Source organism: Flavobacterium hungaricum, from assembly GCF_015182285.1.
Lineage (GTDB): Bacteria > Bacteroidota > Bacteroidia > Flavobacteriales > Flavobacteriaceae > Flavobacterium > Flavobacterium hungaricum.
In genome coordinates this window covers 531,702-550,252 of record NZ_PRDM01000002.1, presented here as the reverse complement: position 1 = coordinate 550,252, position 18,551 = coordinate 531,702, and the positions used below count along the sequence as shown (strand labels likewise).

Here is an 18,551-nt window from a genome sequence, read left to right as displayed (position 1 = left end):
AGAACTTTAAACTTCAGTTTTACCAAAGTTCTTTACATTTTTAGTTTTATACTTTGACAAAGCTATTATTTCGCAGCTTCAACTTTTGCTAAAACTTCTGCTTCGGTTCCTTCAAAAACTTCCGTCGTTGTTTTGCCATTTTCAGTTTTAGTCACTGTTCCGGTCGTTTTTCCGTTTATGTTTTTAACCTCAACTTTTACAGTTGATTTATTCTCGTATTTTGAAGTATCAAAACAATCTGTTTTTTGATATTTTCCTGTTGTATCAAAATGAGCCAGACATTTAGCCGTTTCTTCTTCGGTACAGCCTTTTTCTTTACACATTTTAATACACTCTTCTTTGGTCATTCCCGACATATCGCCGCATTTAGAAATTCCAGCATGCATTTCAGTTTTAGAACAGCAGGAAGCTTTGCTTGCAATGTTTGACGGAGCACCATGTCCTTCTCCTAAAATTGGCGCAATAACCAATCCTATCAAGCAAGTTAATTTAATTAAAATGTTCATAGATGGCCCAGAAGTATCCTTAAACGGATCTCCAACGGTATCTCCTGTAACAGCAGCTTTATGCGCATCTGAACCTTTATAGGTCATTTCGCCGTTGATCATTACTCCTGCTTCAAAAGATTTTTTAGCATTATCCCATGCTCCGCCGGCATTGTTCTGAAAAACTGCCCAAAGTACACCAGAAACGGTAACTCCTGCCATATAGCCTCCTAACATTTCTGCAATCAATTGATTGTTATCTCCGTAAACTAATTTTCCTATCAAAACAATTACGATTGGAAAACCAATTGTCAAAATCCCTGGAAGCATCATTTCGCGTAAAGCTGCTTTTGTAGAAATCTCAACACATTTTCCATATTCTGGTTTTCCAGTTCCTTCCATAATTCCAGGAATTTCTTTGAACTGGCGGCGTACTTCGTAAACCATATCCATCGCTGCTTTTCCAACAGAATTCATCGCCAAAGCAGAAAAAACCACCGGAATCATGCCGCCGACAAATAACATCGCCAAAACTGGTGCTTTAAAAATATTAATTCCGTCAATTCCTGTAAAAGTTACATAAGCCGCAAATAATGCTAATGAAGTTAGAGCTGCAGAAGCTATTGCAAAACCTTTTCCTGTTGCTGCGGTTGTGTTTCCAACAGAATCTAAAATATCGGTTCTCGTACGCACTTCTTTTGGTAATTCGCTCATTTCTGCAATTCCTCCAGCATTATCAGAAATTGGCCCGAAAGCATCAATTGCTAATTGCATTGCCGTAGTTGCCATCATTGCTGAAGCCGCTAAAGCCACTCCATAAAACCCTGCCAAAGCATACGAAATCCAGATTGCTCCAGCGAACAATAACACCGTTGGAAAAGTCGAAATCATTCCGGTTGCCAAACCGGCAATTACGTTTGTTCCTGCTCCCGTTGATGATTTTTGAACAATTGCCAATACTGGTTTTGTCCCTAATCCTGTATAATATTCTGTTACTGACGAAATAGCACCACCAACAACTAATCCTACCAAAGTAGCATAGAAAACTCGCAATGAAGAAATAGCTTTTGATCCTTCACCAAAAAAACTCATCTGCATTGTCTCCGGCAGCATGTATTGTACTAAAAAGAAACACGCAACAGCAGTTAAAACAATCGAAACCCAGTTTCCTATATTTAATGCTTTCTGCACTTGTGCTTCTTTTGCATTGTCATCTGAGATTTTTACTAAAAGTGTCCCAATAATGGAGAAAATAATTCCGAAACCGGCAATTGCCATTGGAAGTAAAATTGGACCAATTCCGCCAAACGCATCATTGATACTTCCTCCCATATCTTTAATCACATAATTTCCTAATACCATTGCAGCTAAAACGGTTGCTACATAAGACCCAAACAAATCGGCTCCCATACCCGCAACGTCTCCTACGTTATCTCCTACGTTATCAGCAATTGTTGCCGGATTACGAGGATCGTCTTCTGGAATTCCAGCTTCTACTTTACCCACTAAATCGGCACCAACATCGGCTGCTTTTGTATAGATTCCACCTCCAACTCTGGCAAACAATGCAATTGATTCCGCACCAAGCGAAAATCCAGCTAATGTTTCCAAAACCACTGTCATTGTTTCGGTATCTTTCCAAACTCCATCAGAAAAAAGATTAAAGAAAATGATAAAGAAAGCTGTTAAACCCAAAACGGCTAAACCAGCAACTCCTAAACCCATTACGGTTCCGCCTCCAAAAGAAACTTTTAAGGCTTGTGGCAGACTTGTACGCGCTGCCTGAGTAGTTCTAACGTTTGTTTTGGTTGCTATTTTCATTCCTATATTTCCTGCATAAGCCGAAAATAATGCTCCAAAAATAAATGCAATTACGATTAATAAATGTGTTTTTACACCTGGAATAAAAGTAATTCCTGCCAAGGCTAAACTGGCGATAATTACAAATATGGTTAATAATTTATATTCTGCTTTTAAAAAGGCTAAGGCTCCTTCGTAGATGTAATCTGAAATCTCTTTCATCTTGCCATCACCAGCATCTTGTTTTAAAACCCAAGTCCTTTTTATTCCCATGAAAAGTAATCCCAAAACTGCCATAACAATAGGCAGGTAAATCATAAATGTATTCATAATAATTTAATGGTTTTGATTAATAGTCAACAAACTAACAAAACGAATTTAAACAAAAAAGCAATACTCCTGACGGCAGTATTGCTTTTTTTATAATAGAATACGGTAAAAATTATCTAATACTAAATAATCCTTCTGGTTTATTTTCAATATCATCAAAACGTTTTGTACACTCGGCAATAATTGCATAAGCCTCGTTAACGTCTCCCCATCCTTCTACATCAACTTTTTTATTTTCAAGATCTTTGTATACTTGGAAGAAGTGTTCAATTTCTTTTACTAAGTGAGGGTTAATATCTGAAAGGTCGTTTAATGAATTCCAAATTGGATCTGAAACTGGTACGCAGATAATTTTCTCATCTGGTCCTTTATCATCTGCCATATGGAAAACACCAATTGGCTTAACTTCCATAACACATCCAGGAAAAGTTGGTTCGTTTACTAAAACCAATACATCAAGAGGATCACCGTCAAGAGCTAAAGTTTCTGGAATAAATCCGTAATCTGCTGGGTACATCATTGAAGAGAATAACATTCTGTCGAAACGCATTCTTTTAATTTCAAAATCGTACTCGTATTTATTTCTGCTTCCTCTTGGTATTTCGATTAATACATCGAAAGTCGTTAATTTGTCTGCGGTCATTTTTGTTTTTTATTGTTTCTATAATTTCGGTTGCAAAAATAACTAAAGAATCCCTTTTTACAATAAAAAAAGTACATTAATCTATGTATTTTATTCATTAATTAATATACTTTTCTTTTTATATAACAGACACTTAATATGTAATTTTCCTGTTTCGCTTTGTTAAGTAATGGTGCCAGAGTAAATATGTGGCATAAGATCGGTACGGACTCCATTCGTCAGCAAACTTTTCCATCTCCACTTTATCATGAATATCAAACAATTCTTTTATTGTATTCACTACTGCTATATCCCCTAGCGGAATCAAATCGGGCTCTTGAAGACAGAACATTAAATAGATGTCAATCGTCCAATTTCCGATGCCTTTTAATTTTATTAATTCTTCCCGAACTTGCTTTGCCGATTTTGAAGCTAAACCGTCGATATCCAATTCTTTGTTTAAAACCGCTTCCGCTAAAACTTTAATGTATTTTGTTTTCTGACGGCTGACGCCAAGATTTCGATATTCCTCGTCAGACAAAACCGCCATGTTTTCTGGATCGCAGACAGTATACGCTTTTATTTTTATGAAAGTGGCTTTCGCAGAATCTATAGAAACCTGCTGTTCCAGAATTAATAAAACTAAAGTTTCAAAACCCTGCGGGCGCTTCGGAATCTGCGGCAATCCATATCTTTCAATAATTTCTTTGAAGATTCTATTTTTGTATGAAAGAAAATCGATGGCTTCCTGCATGGTTTTTACTTTGAAATCTATTCAAAATTAAATAAAAAGAATTTAGTTAGCAGTGGATAAAGTTTTTTCACACAGATTTTTCAGATTTAAACAGAAATTAAAATATGCTCTTATCTGCTTAAATCTGCGGGAAACAGAATATTACGCATAAAAAAAGCCGCAAAGATTGACCTTTGCGACTTTGTAACTTTAAATCTTTGCACCTTATATAATTTAGAAATAAAACCCGAAAGATCCTTTTATAGCAAATTTATGTGCATCTGGCATGTCTAAATAATTTCCTCTCCAAGAGAAATCAAGGCGGAATACTTTGAAGATATTTCCAATTCCCGCGTTATATTCCCAATATACTTTTTCTGGTGCATTATAAGGTAATCCCGATGCATTTATGGCGCGATTAGCTTCAGAAATTGTTCCATGAACTGCTCTAACTCCAATAAATTCTCTCCAATTTAGTTTTCTCATGAATGGAATTCTGGCAAACAATCTTCCTCCAAAATCATGATTCCATTGCAGGGTTGTATATTGATCAGTAACAAACTCGTAGAAGTTTAAGTTACTAAAGGTATTTTCTATCGTGAAGTAAGTCTGGTTACCTGGAATAACACTCATTAATCCTAACGGAATTGTTCCGAATGTTTTTCCTGTTTCTACAATGATATTACTGCGTCCTAAAGGCCCAATTATGATAGGCTGTTTGTAGAAAACCTGAATTTTTTCATAAGCAAAATCACTGTCCAAAACTCCCTTAAGTCCGTAACTAAAGTTCACAAAGAAATGACTGAACGGACTGTCTACTAAATCTCTCTCAACTCCATAACCAATAGTTTTACGGTTTGGCATATACTCAAACTGAATATTGGCTTCTGTTTGTTTTACATCGCTTTTAATAACTCCCAAAGGATTTGCAACAGTTGGCAAAGTTGTATAATAATCTAAACTAAATGTTGGTGAAGCCGATTCTAAAGTTCGGTATGAAAAGCCTGCAGAAACAATAAAATTCTTTTTAGGCTCCATTTCGATAGAAACATTGCTTAGATTGATATTGGTTAATTTTCCGTTGCTTCCTGTCGTAAACAATGCTGACGAGGCGAAACTTCGTCCTAAGATATCGTTTGTCGTTGTTAAACTAGCTCCAATCTGTTCAATATCACGTCTGTTTCCTCCAGAAATAATCAAACGATTTTTCTTGTCCAGCATCCATTTTCCTGAAACTCCGTATTTGAATTTACTATCATCAAATCCATAAGCCGTATAGGCTTGCAAACGCCAAGGGTCATTTGGTCCAAAATAAGTTCTTCCTCCTACTCTCAATCGTAAACCTTCGACCTCATTATATCCAAAAGTCGAAAATATAGGTCCAAAATCGAAGTTTTTAAATTCTATATAACCGCTTCCTAAAATAGAGACGAGACTGTATAATTGTTTAAAACGCTTGACTGTTTGCAGCGTATCAAGCATTTTATAAATACCCGCTTCGTCTTTGTTTAATTTCTCAAAACGATTTTCTTCCCAGAATTCAGGAGGGCGGTCATAGACAGCATTATCTATAAAATTGACTTCTTCTTTATAAAACTTCTCTGGTTTCTGAATATTAAATTTATGTCCGCGGTATAAAGTCGTTCGTTTTCCGTAAACCCCTTTTGATTTTTCTTTTTTGTTTAAAGCAAAATCAGACATCATGTAATCACGTGTCAAAAGGAAAACTGAATCGTTTTCTACTTCAAACTCCTGTTCGATATAAATATCTTTTACCCAGTTAATATTGGCGCTTTTGGTAACGCCCATATTGATTTTTTTAATGGCAAAAGTGGTGTCGTTTACCCAGAAATCTCCTTTAAAAGTTAATTCGTTTTTACGTCTTGGGTAAAAAACAATATTATAACACCATTTTTTATCTACAAATGCACTGTCTTTTAAAACATAATTATAAACATCAATTCCGGTTCTGGAAAGCGGGCTTGTAAAACTTTTATCAAAAAATTTAAGGTGGTTATCGTAAATATTATAATCGGAATAAAGGTCTTTTACAAAAGATAAAATCTGCTGATTTCCGTTAAAACCAGACATTTTATTTCCTGTAATATTTTCTTTAACCTTCTTTAATTTATTATCTCCGTAAACATCATAAACAGATTCGTTAATAAAAATCGGCAGATAGGTTTTTCCTGTTACATCAGAAGTATCAACATGATTAAAAACAAACTCCATTCCTTTGAAGAGCTTGTTTTTCATAAAAGCACTATCAATCGTGTTCATATCAAACTCGACTTTTTCGTACTTCTGCATTTGATATTGATTGAACTGATACAATCCGTTTTTACGTTTTCTTTCCCAGATTTTTCTCAAAATATCCAAAGCAGGATTATTTTTCTTAGAAGTTTTTCCTGTAAAAATTACCACCTCACTCAGTGCTTCGGCTTCGCCTAATACTATTTTAAAGTTGTAATTTACCGCCTTGTCCAATGGAACTTCTTTGTCTGAAAATCCAGCCGAAGTAACCAATAATGCAGTATAAGTATCTGGAGCTTCAAGATAAAAACGTCCGTCTTCATTAGAAACAATTCCAATGTTTGAACCTTTAAAAACTACATTTGCAAAAGGCACAGGCTGATTTGATTTATCTAAAACAATTCCACTCACTTTCGTTTGTGCAGCAGCAATAATCGAAAATGCGAATACAAAAAATAGGCTGAGTAAAATTATTCTTTTCATCATCTGGGCAAAAAAAAACTTCATCAATTAACCATGAATGATGAAGTTTTGTGAGTATTTTAAATGTATGTTATTTGTACAATACTTTTTTAACTGCTTTTACTACATCACCTGCATTTGGCAGCCAGTCTTTTAATAATACTGGAGAATAAGGCGCAGGAGTATCTGCAGTTGTAATACGCTGAATTGGAGCATCTAAGAAATCAAAAGCTTGTTCTTGTACGATATAAGTGATTTCAGATGAAATACTTGCAAACGGCCAAGCTTCTTCTAAGATTACTAAACGATTTGTTTTCTTAACAGAAGTTAAAATCGCATCTTTATCCATCGGACGTACAGTTCTTAAGTCGATAATCTCACAAGAGATCCCTTCTTTAGCTAATTCGTCAGCAGCAATGAAAGCTTCTTTGATAATTTTTCCAAAAGAAACGATTGTTACATCTTTTCCTTCACGTTTAATATCAGCAACTCCCAACGGAATTGTATATTCTCCGTCTGGCACTTCTCCTTTATCACCGTACATTTGCTCAGATTCCATGAAAATTACAGGATCGTTATCACGAATAGCAGATTTCAAAAGTCCTTTTGCATCGTATGGAGTCGAAGGCACAACAACTTTAAGACCTGGAGTATTTGCAAACCAGTTTTCTAAAGCTTGAGAGTGAGTTGCTCCTAATTGACCAGCAGAAGCTGTTGGTCCGCGGAAAACGATAGGCACATTAAATTGTCCTCCTGTCATTTGACGCATTTTAGCAGCATTATTTATAATTTGATCAATACCAACAAGACAAAAGTTAAATGTCATATACTCTACAATCGGTCTGTTTCCGTTCATTGCAGAACCTACTGCAATTCCTGTAAATCCAAGCTCGGCAATTGGAGTATCAATTACTCTTTTTTCACCAAACTCAGCAAGCATTCCTTTTGAAGCTTTGTATGCTCCATTGTATTCTGCAACTTCTTCGCCCATTAAATATATGGATTCATCGTGACGCATTTCTTCGCTCATCGCTTCACAAATGGCCTCTCTAAATTGTATTGTTCTCATATTTATATTGTATGTTGAATTTTCTGAAGAGCAAAAATAAATATTTTAAATAACTTAAAAGCATAAATTGAATTTAAAATCGCACTATCTTCAATCTGTCTTTCGGTTTTAGCTTTTCAGAGTTTATTATATCATTTACGAAATCGATATAATAGCGTAAAATTCACACTTAAAATGTATCTAAATTATTTTTTAGACAAACTTTGGTTTATTTGTTTAATTCTTGCTGCTTTGGAATTCTGGTATTAAAACGGAAAAACTACAAATTTAGTATTTGTCGTACAAAATTTTAAACCTTAACAAATCGCTCTTATTACAAAATTCCTAATAATCAGGCAAAATGAGTGCTTTTTTATTTTGAGATTCCGATGAAAATCATTCAAAATCACATAATCTGCGAAATCGTAATAGTTTTAAAAAATATTATGCATGCATAGTATAATTATTCCAAATTAAATTCTAAATTTGTAAAAGCATATTATAAATTCAAAATATATACTTATGAAAATACTAGTTTGCATCAGCCACGTGCCTGATACTACTTCAAAAATTAACTTTACAAACGGTGATTCAGAATTTGATACAGCCGGCGTACAATATGTGATTAATCCTAACGACGAATTTGGCCTTACACGTGCAATCTGGTTTCAAGAACAACAAGGTGCCAATGTTACTGTTGTAAATGTTGGCGGTCCTGATACTGAACCAACCCTTCGTAAAGCGCTTGCAATTGGCGCAAACGAAGCTATTCGTGTAAACGCAAACCCAACTGACGGATTTTTTGTAGCAAAACAATTGGCAGAAGTAATCAAAAACGGCGGTTATGATTTAGTAATTGCAGGTAAAGAATCTTTGGATTACAATGGCGGAATGGTTCCTGGAATGATTGCTGGAATTTTAGGTTCTAACTTTTTAAATTCTTGCACAAGCTTAACTGTTGACGGAACTAATGTAAAAGCGGTTCGTGAGATTGACGGCGGAAAAGAAACTGTAAGCACTTCTCTTCCATTAATTATCGGAGCTCAAAAAGGTCTTGTTGAAGAAAAAGATTTGAGAATCCCGAACATGAGAGGCATTATGACTGCAAGAACAAAAGCGCTTACAATCCTTGAGCCAGTTGATGCTGCAGTAAATACAAAAGCTGTAAAATTCGAAAAACCAGCTCCAAAATCGGCAGTAAAATTAATTTCTCCAGATAACTTAGATGAGTTAATTAATTTATTACACAACGAAGCAAAAGTAATCTAGTATTCAGTAATCAGTTTTAAGTGTTCAGTTTTAAAGAATCTGAATTCTAAAATCTAAAATCTAAAATTATTATGTCATTATTAATATACGCAGAATCTGCAGAAGGAAAATTTAAAAAAGTGGCTTTCGAGTTAGCTTCTTATGCTAAAAAAGTAGCCGAAGCTTTAGGAACAACTGTAACAGCAGTTACCGTAAACATCAGTGATGTAAGCGAATTAGCAAAATACGGAGTTGATAAGGTATTAAAAGTAAGCAACGACAAACTAGCTGGTTTTAACGCAAAAGCATATGCTGATGTAATTAAACAAGCAGCTCAAAAAGAAGGAGCAAAAGTAATTTTACTTTCTTCAACTACAGACAGCATTTATCTTTCGCCTCTTGTAGCTGTTGCTTTAGAAGCTGGTTTTGCTTCAAACGTAGTTGGACTTCCATTAAGCACTTCTCCTTTTCAAGTAAAAAGAAATGCTTTTTCAAATAAAGCTTTCAATATCACAGAAATCAGTACAGATGTAAAAGTTCTTGGTTTGGCTAAAAACTCTTACGGAATCTTTGAAAACGCAGGGGCTGGATCTGTAGAAGATTTTAACCCAGCAATTGGAGATAATGATTTCGGAATTAAAGTTGATTCTGTTGAAAAAGTAACAGGAAAAGTTTCTATTGCCGATGCTGATATTGTAGTTTCTGGAGGACGCGGCTTAAAAGGTCCTGAAAACTGGGGCATGATCGAAGAATTGGCTTCTGTTTTAGGAGCAGCAACTGCTTGTTCTAAACCTGTTTCAGATTTAGGATGGAGACCTCACAGCGAGCACGTTGGACAAACAGGAAAACCTGTTGCAACCAACTTATATATTGCTGTTGGTATTTCTGGTGCTATTCAGCATATTGCAGGTATCAACTCTTCTAAAGTAAAAGTGGTGATCAATAACGATGCAGACGCTCCTTTCTTTAAAGTGGCAGATTATGGCGTTGTTGGTGATGCTTTCGAAATTGTACCACAATTAATTGAGAAATTAAAAGCTTTTAAAACACAGCATTCTTAATTCAAGAATTCTCACAAAAAATGTTGCTGCCTAAAAACAAGATATTGTATCTTTGTTTATAGGCAGCTTTTTTGTTCCATATTTTTTGACTAAAATTGCACCTTTATTTTCCAAACAAAAAAAGTACAAAAATGAGGCAGTAAATGCCCTTTTTATTCACATATATGAGTCTAGTAAAACTATCTATAAAAGGAATATCATATAGTCAAACGCAAAACGGCGCGTATGCCTTAATTCTAAATGAGGTTGACGGCGAAAGAAAGCTTCCAATCGTTATTGGTGCTTTTGAAGCACAGTCTATTGCTATTGCATTAGAAAAAGAGATTAAACCTCCTCGCCCATTAACGCACGATTTATTCAAAAATTTTGCTGAAAGATTTGACATTGTTGTAAAACAAGTAATCATTCACAAATTGGTTGACGGCGTTTTTTATTCCAGTTTGATCTGCGAAAGAGATAAAATCGAAGAAATCATTGACGCTAGAACTTCAGATGCCATTGCTTTGGCACTGCGTTTTAATGCTCCAATTTTCACCTATAAAAACATTTTAGACAAGGCTGGAATTTATCTAAAATCAAATACTGCCGAAACAGATTCTGGCGCACAGGAAATTGATGATGTTCTTTCGAACCCAGAAACTTTTGGACACGAAGAAGAAAGTAATCAATCTGGAGATGTTTATGCAAAACATTCTTTACAAGAATTAAATGAGCTTTTGGATCAGGCGGTTTCTCAGGAAGATTACGAAAAAGCGGCCAAGATTAGAGACGAAATTTCTAAGAGATAAAATCTGAATCGCAGATTTTAGACTTTAGATTTCAGATTAATTATTTTTAGATTTTACCACATGAAACAATACTTAGATTTAGTAAAACACGTTTTAGAAAACGGCAATCAAAAAGGCGACAGAACCGGAACCGGAACAAAAAGTGTTTTTGGTTACCAGATGCGTTTTGATTTAAGTGAAGGTTTCCCGATGGTTACGACCAAAAAACTGCATTTAAAATCTATTATATACGAATTGCTTTGGTTTTTAAAAGGCGATACTAACATACAATACCTTCAAGAAAACGGAGTGAAAATCTGGGACGAATGGGCTGATTCTAACGGCGATTTAGGACCTGTTTACGGACATCAATGGAGAAACTGGAACAGTGAAGAAATTGATCAGATTTCTGAATTAATTAAAGAATTAAAAACCAATCCGAATAGCCGAAGAATGCTGGTTTCTGCATGGAACCCTTCTGTTCTGCCAGATACTAAAAAATCTTTTGAAGAAAATGTTGCCAACAACAAAGCTGCATTGCCTCCTTGTCATGCCTTTTTTCAGTTTTATGTTGCAAGTCCGGATCCTGAAAAAGGAGAAACAAAAGGAAAATTATCCTGTCAATTGTATCAGCGCAGTGCCGATATTTTTCTAGGAGTTCCTTTTAATATCGCATCTTATGCATTATTAACAATGATGATTGCTCAGGTTTGCGATTTGGAGCCTGGAGATTTTATTCACACTTTTGGAGACGCGCACATCTATAACAATCACTTTGAGCAATTAGAATTACAGCTTTCGAGAGAGCCAAAACCATTGCCAAAAATGATTCTAAATCCAGAGATTAAAAACATCTTTGATTTTGATTACAATGATTTCACTTTAGTAGACTACGATCCGCATCCTGCAATAAAAGGCAGTGTTGCTGTATAAAAACAAAATCCGCTATTAAGCGGATTTTTTTATACAACTAATACACTATTTTCACTTCCCGCGTAATCATTCCATTTATAAGAATCTGCTTCTGGATCGTTTATATACGCCCCGTCGATTATATATTTAAATTCATAAATGGCATCTTTAACTAAATCGTAAGTCGCCTTAAAAGTTCCATTTTTTAATTTACTTAAAGTTCCTTCATCCGCATTCCAATTATTAAAATCTCCTACAACTGCAGCCGAATTGGCGTCTTTTGCATCTATTGTAAAAGTAACTTTACATACCGGTTTCGTTTTTACAAATTGTTTCTTTAAAGACATAACTATTTAGTTTTTAGATTTATATAATTAAAATTAAACAAAATCAATTAAAAATAGATAATGGTAGAATCGATTTGCGATTATTTGAAAAATCTTACATATTTTTAATGATATTTGTAATTTAATAGGGACTAAATTTTATAATTGAAACATGGAGTCGTTTTTAAAACAAATATTCCAATAACAAAATGATGTCTTTTAAAAATAAATTTTAACTTTATAATCTCATTTTTATCTTATGGAAAAAGAAGTGCACGAACAATACGAGTATGCTAGACGACGATTAAGACAAAAAAAAATCCTTTATTTTCATTTTGTACTTTTTCTGCTAGGAAGTTTATTTTTATTTATTGCTAATAGATTTTTTGGCTTTGGCAATAGTACAAATCAGAATTGGTGCATTTGGGGTATAACAATCTGGCTTTTTATTTTTATCCTTCATTTTATAAAAGTTTATATTACCGATCGTTTTATGAACAAAAAATGGGAAAGAGAACAAATTGACAGACTTGTTGCTTTACAACAAAAAAGAATAAACCAGCTTGAATCTTCTATCAACGAAGACAATGAAACCAAAATTTAGACTAAGCTTACCATGATTATAATGATAGTGGCCGCGGCCGAAAACAATGAACTTGGAAAAAATAATGATTTAGTATGGCATCTGCCAAACGATTTTAAAAGATTTAAATCACTTACAACCGGTCATCACATTATTATGGGAAGAAAAACTTTTGAAAGCTTTCCAAAACCTTTACCCAATAGAACGCATGTTGTGATCACGCGTCAGGAAAACTACAAACCTGAAGGATGCATTGTCGTTGACAGTATAGAAAAAGCTATCGCGATCTGCCCTGAAGATGATGACAGTTATATTATTGGAGGGGGCGAAATCTACAATATTGCCCTGCCTTTTACTGACATTATAGAATTAACTAAGGTACACCATACTTTTGAAGCTGATACTTTTTTTCCTAAAATAAACAAAGAAGAATGGCTTTTGGTAGAAGCCGAAGAGAATTTTAAAGACGATAAACATCTTTATGACTATACTTACGAAACTTACATTCGTAAATAAAAAAACACCCTCTTTTGGAGGGTGCTTTTAAAAAAGATTGACTTTTTAGACCTGACTCGTTCAAGAAATAGTTTTGTTAAAAAAAATCACAAATGTGTAACCATTTGAAATAACTGAATAACATTTAATGTAAATTGAGACCGGAGCCTCAAAAGGCCTTTAATAACAAATACCACTAAGATATTAAAGGCAGAAAATTAAAATTTCCAAAAACAAATTTAATCCTAAGAACGTATTTCGCACTTTAAATTAGTATTTCCCCCAAGAACAATACTTCAAAACTATCTGCAAGAACAAATGACTTACCAGTGCAAAAAATACCCATTTGATTGAGTCGCAGTTTCAATCATCAATCATTAAAACTTTAATCATTTTTACTTTAGCAAAGTTGCGTATAATTAGTCCGTTGCACAATACCGTGATTTAGGGATATTTTCAAAATACCTAGATTTAGGGATGCCGTAATTTGTTTTAACCTGCTTTAATAGTAAACCCATCTCAAAACATTTAATCTACAATTTAAAAAACTCAATTACAGTTAACGTAGATTGTTTATATTTGCCTAAATAAAAAAAATGTCTGAAAAAATAACTCCGTATAAAGATTCTACCTTAGGTAAAAAAGAACAAGTATCTCAAATGTTTGATAACATTTCTGGGAATTACGATAATTTGAACCGTGTCATTTCATTTGGAATTGATGTTAAATGGCGTAAAAAAGTATTAAAACTAGTTTCGGACACAAAACCAAAGGTCATTTTAGATATTGCTACAGGAACGGGAGATTTAGCCATTTTATTAGCACAAACAAATGCTGAAAAGATAATTGGTTTAGATATTTCTGCAGGAATGCTTGAGGTTGGTAAAAAGAAAGTGGCCGAAAAAAAACTATCTAACACAATTGAATTAGTACTCGGCGATTCTGAAAACATGCCTTTTGAAGATGATTATTTTGATGCTATTACTGTAGGATTTGGAGTTAGAAACTTTGAAAACCTAGAAAAAGGGTTTGCAGAAATTTTACGTGTTTTAAAACCAAACGGAATTTTTGTAATACTTGAAACTTCAGTTCCTGACAAATTTCCATACAAACAAGGTTACCAATTTTACAGCAAAAACATACTTCCGTTAATTGGAAAATTGTTTTCTAAAGATAATAATGCTTACGGTTATTTATCTGAATCTGCTGCTGCTTTTCCATATGGAGAAGCCTTAAACAATATTTTGAGAAAAACTGGGTTTATAAATGTTGTAGCTATGCCGCAGACTTTCGGCGTTGCAACGATTTATTCTGCATCTAAAAAATAGTATGAAAAAAGCTGTAATCTTAATTTTATTGGTCTTAACGACAAAAGGATATTCGCAGTTTGCTAAAAATATGTTTAGCAAAGATCCTATTATTAACCTTGAAAACTGGCAGAAACAACGCCTTTATTTTGGTTATTACTTAGGTTTCAATAGTTTTGACTTTAAATTTGATTACAAAACACCTCCTAAAGGCGATATTCAGGTAAAAAAAACAACCGGATTTAACGTAGGTGTGGTAGCTGATTTAAGACTGCAAGAATATATAAATCTGCGTTTTGAACCAGGGTTGTATTATACAAAACGTGATTTATATTATCCAGAAATAGGTAATTTGGAAAAAGATTATTTAAGAGAAGTAAACAGCACTTATATTCATTTTCCTTTGTTATTAAAATTCTCTGCCCTGAGAACCGGAAACATTCGTCCTTTTTTAGTTGGAGGAATGTCTACGACGCTTAATTTGTCTAGTAATGCAAAATCTAAAGATGATAATTTCCAGCAGAAATTTAGAGTAAAACAATGGACATCTGCTTATGAATTAGGACTAGGAATCGACATCTTTACAGAATATTTTATTTTCTCTCCTTCTGTGCGAGGCATGTTTGGTATTACTGATGAATTAATTAGAGATAATCCTGCCAATGGCTCAAGCCCATGGACTGATAATATTGATTCTATGAAATCTAGAGCGATTTTAATAAATTTTACTTTTCATTAAAACAAATTCTTAACTCTTTCGTTTAAATTCACTAAGAATAATTGCTGTTGCAGTAGCTACATTCAAACTTTCGGTTTTTTGCAGCTCTCCAAATCTTGGAATTGTCAAACGACTGGTAACTTTTTTTTCAATTTCTTCTGAAATTCCGTTGGCTTCATTACCCATAATGATGATTCCATTTTGCGGCAGATTAGATTGATAAATATTATCGCCGTTCATAAAAGTTCCAAATACCGGCAGGCTTGATTGGCTTAAATACGTTTTCAGGTCAACATAATTCACATTTACGCGAGTAATCGAACCCATTGTTGCCTGTACAACTTTCGGATTATAAATGTCTACTGTTTCTTTGGAACAAATGATTTGCTTAATCCCAAACCAGTCGCAAAGACGAAGAATAGTTCCTAAATTTCCTGGATCTCTTATATCGTCCAAAGCCAAAATTAAATCTGATTCTATGATTGTTTTTTCTGCTGGAATTTTAAAAACCGCCAGACAAGAATTTGGAGTCGACAAAGCACTTATTTTCTTAAGCTCTTGATCATTGATTACTGTTCGTTTTGAAGACTGCACTGTCTCAAAATCATTTAAAGTCGTATACAAATGTTCTAATTCAAAATTGGATTGCAGCAATTCTTGAATTACTTTTACTCCTTCGGCAAAAAATAATTGATTGGCAAAACGATACTTTTTTTGATGTAAATTAGAGATAAGCTTTATTTGGTTTTTACTAACCATAAAATAATGTACTTTTGAATTAAATATTAAAAAACACTTGAAAAACAATTCCACAAAAATAATAGCATTTCTTCTAATTGCAATATTAATTTGCGCTTGTAATGCTGTAAAAAGAGTTCCTGATGGAAAAAATCTTCTTGTAAAAAATAATATTCTGGTAAATGGCAAACCAACAAATGATGAAGTTGCCAGCAATCAAATGTACCAAAAACCTAACGGAACATTACTTGGCTATCGTTTACGTTTAAATCTTTACAATTTAGCCAATTTAAATCCTGACTCTACTTATCAGGCAAAGTTTAAAAACAATCCTGGCAAATACGAGCGAATGTCCAAAATATATTCTGCAAAGCAAGTAGATCGACTGGGACAGTCTTTTTATTATAAAGGAATCCACGAGTTCTTAAAAAATACTGGGGAACCCCCTGTTATAATAGACACTGCAAAGACCAAAAAATCATTGCTGCGCTTAAAATATTACTATTTTAATAATGGCTTTTTTAACGTTCAGACAGATTACGATATAGACAGCATCGGTCGAAAAAAGGCTGTTGTTAACTACAATATTACAACTGGTCCCGGTTATATTTTAGATACTATTAGAACCAATATAAAAACACCGGCATTAGATTCATTATACAAAACGAATCCAGAACCATCTCTTATAAAATCTGGAAAACAATACAAAACTACCGATTTTGAGGACGAAAAAAACCGAATTACGACTTATTTTAGAAATCATGGTGCTTATTATTTTCAGCCTACTTATGTAACTTATGATATTGATACTATCGGCAAAAAAAACAAGGCTGATGTTACTTTGATTATCAACAACAATAATATACAAGAAAGGGATTCGAGCCGCACAGAACCTTTTAAATTATACAAAATAAGCGACGTTAATATTTATACTGATTATTCTGCAGCCAATGCTAAGAAAAAACCAACAGACAGTACAACCTACAATAATTTTAACCTTTACAGTTACAAACAGCTTAAATACAAACCAAGAGCAATTACTGATGCTATTTTTATAACTAAAGGAAGCACATTTGCTGATTTTAGAACTACTTTATCATCCCGTTACTTAAATAATCTTCGAATTTTTAATTATCCTTCAATTCAATACGAATTAGACAAAAGAGATTCTACTGCGCAGTCTTTAATCGCAAATGTATATTTGACTCCAAGAAAAAAATATAGTTTTGGAGCAACGCTTGACTTCACACATTCAAATATTCAGGATTTTGGAATTGGAGCGAGTGTTTCTGAAACGATTCGAAATGTTTTTAATCGTGCCGAGACCTTAGAAATATCGGCCCGTCTTAACATTGGTTCATCTAGAGATATGGCCAATCCGAACAATAACTTTTTTAATGTTTCGGAATATGGCCTGGATCTAAAATTGAATTTTCCTAGAATCCTGCTGCCTTTTGGAACAGAAAAAATTATTCCGAAGAGTATGATTCCTTCTACACAGATTACATCTGGTTTTTCTAAGCAGCGTAATATTGGTTTAGATAAGGAAAATTTCACCGGCGGTATCGCTTACAATTGGACTCCTAAACGTTATAACACTGCAAAATTAGAATTATTAAACGCACAGTTTGTCCGCAATTTAAATCCGGGCAATTATTTCAATGTATATACTTCTTCTTACGATGATTTGAATGATATTGCTAAAACCTACAACACGAACGCGCCAGTTGAAGATAACGGAGACTTAACAATTCCTGCCGGAACAAATCAATTTATTACTGATGTATTAACAGGCCAAACAGCCTTAACACCATCAGACCCGCAATACCAAGAAGTTGAAAGCATCGAAGAAAGAAGAATTCGTTTGACCGAAAATGACTTTATTCTGGCAACAAATTACACTTTTACAAAAACAACCAAAAAAGATCTTGCCGACAATACTTTTTATCAGATAAGAGCAAAAATTGAATCTGCCGGAACATTATTGTCTGCTGTTTCTTCTATTGGAAATCTGCCGAAAAACGCCAGAGGCAATTACGAAATATTCAATTTAGAATATTCAGAATACATTAAAACCGAATTTGATTACATTAAACACTGGGATTTTGGAAAAGAAAAAGTCCTTGCTGTTAGAAGTTTCTTCGGAATTGCGATTCCGTTCGGAAACTCCAATTATATTCCGTTTTCACGAAGTTATTATTCAGGAGGTTCCAACGATAATAGAGCTTGGCAGCCCTATGCTTTAGGACCGGGAAGCACAAATGCCGTAAATGACTTTAACGAGGCCAATATGAAGATTGCTTTGAGCGGCGAATTCCGTTTTAAAATTTTCGGAGATGTTAAAGGAGCGATCTTCGCAGACGCCGGAAATATCTGGAATGTGCTCGATAATGTTGTAGATGAGAAAGCAAAATTTGACAACTTAAACGATTTAGATGAAATTGCTTTGGGTACAGGATTTGGTTTACGATACGATTTAAGCTTTTTTGTTATTCGTTTAGATTTAGGGTTTAAGACTTATAATCCGGCGCATGACAAGGGTGATCGTTGGTTTAAAGAATACAATTTTGGTCATTCGGTTTTAAATTTTGGGATAAATTATCCGTTCTAATGCTAATTAATTCTTATTTTTGCAACCTAAAAACTAAAAACAACTAAAAAAA

16 protein-coding genes are annotated in these 18,551 nt (G+C 34.0%); 9 read left to right on the top strand and 7 right to left on the bottom strand.

Translation table 11 applies throughout. From position 1 onward, the window contains the following. Window positions 1-65: 65 nt before the first annotated feature. From C4F50_RS10180 to C4F50_RS10160, 5 genes are all read right to left on the bottom strand, one after another. Window positions 66-2,615, bottom strand: coding sequence for a sodium-translocating pyrophosphatase (locus tag C4F50_RS10180; RefSeq protein ID WP_193846540.1), 2,550 nt, complete (start codon window positions 2,613-2,615; stop codon window positions 66-68). Between the two features lie 112 nt (window positions 2,616-2,727). Then, window positions 2,728-3,258 carry an inorganic diphosphatase gene (locus C4F50_RS10175; protein WP_193846538.1) on the bottom strand — a complete coding sequence of 177 codons (531 nt, stop codon included), beginning with the start codon at window positions 3,256-3,258 and terminating at the stop codon, window positions 2,728-2,730. 133 nt (window positions 3,259-3,391) lie between these two features. Then, window positions 3,392-3,991, bottom strand: a complete 600-nt coding sequence (locus C4F50_RS10170) for a DNA-3-methyladenine glycosylase family protein (RefSeq protein ID WP_193846536.1) — start codon at window positions 3,989-3,991, stop codon at window positions 3,392-3,394. 213 nt (window positions 3,992-4,204) lie between these two features. Beyond that, a complete protein-coding gene (locus C4F50_RS10165) occupies window positions 4,205-6,706 on the bottom strand; it encodes a DUF5686 family protein (protein WP_193846534.1) in 2,502 nt (833 codons plus the stop codon). Between the two features lie 70 nt (window positions 6,707-6,776). Then, window positions 6,777-7,754: a pyruvate dehydrogenase complex E1 component subunit beta gene (locus C4F50_RS10160; RefSeq protein ID WP_193846532.1), complete on the bottom strand. Its 978-nt coding sequence runs from the start codon at window positions 7,752-7,754 to the stop codon at window positions 6,777-6,779. Between the two features lie 501 nt (window positions 7,755-8,255). Here C4F50_RS10160 and C4F50_RS10155 point away from each other — a divergent pair. The 4 genes from C4F50_RS10155 (at window position 8,256) to C4F50_RS10140 (ending at window position 11,742) form a co-directional block, all read left to right on the top strand. Next, window positions 8,256-9,002, top strand: a complete 747-nt coding sequence (locus C4F50_RS10155; protein WP_193846530.1) for an electron transfer flavoprotein subunit beta/FixA family protein — start codon at window positions 8,256-8,258, stop codon at window positions 9,000-9,002. Window positions 9,003-9,073: 71 nt separating this feature from the next. Then, the gene (locus C4F50_RS10150; protein WP_193846529.1) at window positions 9,074-10,042 is read left to right on the top strand and encodes an electron transfer flavoprotein subunit alpha/FixB family protein; all 969 of its coding nucleotides are present in this window, start codon (window positions 9,074-9,076) and stop codon (window positions 10,040-10,042) included. A 164-nt stretch (window positions 10,043-10,206) separates the two neighbouring features. Further along, window positions 10,207-10,830 (top strand): bifunctional nuclease family protein, encoded by a 624-nt coding sequence (locus C4F50_RS10145; RefSeq protein ID WP_194139141.1) that lies wholly within the window; start codon window positions 10,207-10,209, stop codon window positions 10,828-10,830. A 60-nt stretch (window positions 10,831-10,890) separates the two neighbouring features. Continuing rightward, window positions 10,891-11,742 (top strand): thymidylate synthase, encoded by an 852-nt coding sequence (locus tag C4F50_RS10140; RefSeq protein WP_193846527.1) that lies wholly within the window; start codon window positions 10,891-10,893, stop codon window positions 11,740-11,742. 29 nt (window positions 11,743-11,771) lie between these two features. Here C4F50_RS10140 and C4F50_RS10135 read toward each other — a convergent pair whose 3' ends face one another. Further along, complete coding sequence (locus C4F50_RS10135) at window positions 11,772-12,068, bottom strand: isoamylase early set domain-containing protein (protein ID WP_193846525.1); 297 nt, start codon at window positions 12,066-12,068, stop codon at window positions 11,772-11,774. A gap of 238 nt (window positions 12,069-12,306) precedes the next feature. On the opposite strand from C4F50_RS10135, the gene C4F50_RS10130 reads away from it, so the two are divergent. The 4 genes from C4F50_RS10130 to porT all read left to right on the top strand — a co-directional run bounded on the left by C4F50_RS10130 (window position 12,307) and on the right by porT (window position 15,171). Further along, complete coding sequence (locus tag C4F50_RS10130) at window positions 12,307-12,651, top strand: 2TM domain-containing protein (protein ID WP_193846523.1); 345 nt, start codon at window positions 12,307-12,309, stop codon at window positions 12,649-12,651. A 12-nt stretch (window positions 12,652-12,663) separates the two neighbouring features. Next, the gene (locus tag C4F50_RS10125) at window positions 12,664-13,146 is read left to right on the top strand and encodes a dihydrofolate reductase (protein WP_193846521.1); all 483 of its coding nucleotides are present in this window, start codon (window positions 12,664-12,666) and stop codon (window positions 13,144-13,146) included. Between the two features lie 575 nt (window positions 13,147-13,721). After that, window positions 13,722-14,453, top strand: a complete 732-nt coding sequence (ubiE, locus tag C4F50_RS10120; protein WP_193846519.1) for a bifunctional demethylmenaquinone methyltransferase/2-methoxy-6-polyprenyl-1,4-benzoquinol methylase UbiE — start codon at window positions 13,722-13,724, stop codon at window positions 14,451-14,453. Window position 14,454: 1 nt separating this feature from the next. Continuing rightward, window positions 14,455-15,171, top strand: a complete 717-nt coding sequence (gene porT / locus C4F50_RS10115) for a type IX secretion/gliding motility protein PorT/SprT (RefSeq protein WP_193846518.1) — start codon at window positions 14,455-14,457, stop codon at window positions 15,169-15,171. A gap of 9 nt (window positions 15,172-15,180) precedes the next feature. On the opposite strand, the gene C4F50_RS10110 is transcribed toward porT, so the two are convergent. Then, window positions 15,181-15,909 (bottom strand): TrmH family RNA methyltransferase, encoded by a 729-nt coding sequence (locus C4F50_RS10110; RefSeq protein WP_193846517.1) that lies wholly within the window; start codon window positions 15,907-15,909, stop codon window positions 15,181-15,183. A 37-nt stretch (window positions 15,910-15,946) separates the two neighbouring features. On the opposite strand from C4F50_RS10110, the gene tamL reads away from it, so the two are divergent. Then, window positions 15,947-18,499 carry a translocation and assembly module lipoprotein TamL gene (gene tamL, locus C4F50_RS10105; protein WP_193846515.1) on the top strand — a complete coding sequence of 851 codons (2,553 nt, stop codon included), beginning with the start codon at window positions 15,947-15,949 and terminating at the stop codon, window positions 18,497-18,499. The last annotated feature ends 52 nt before the right edge of the window (window positions 18,500-18,551 follow it).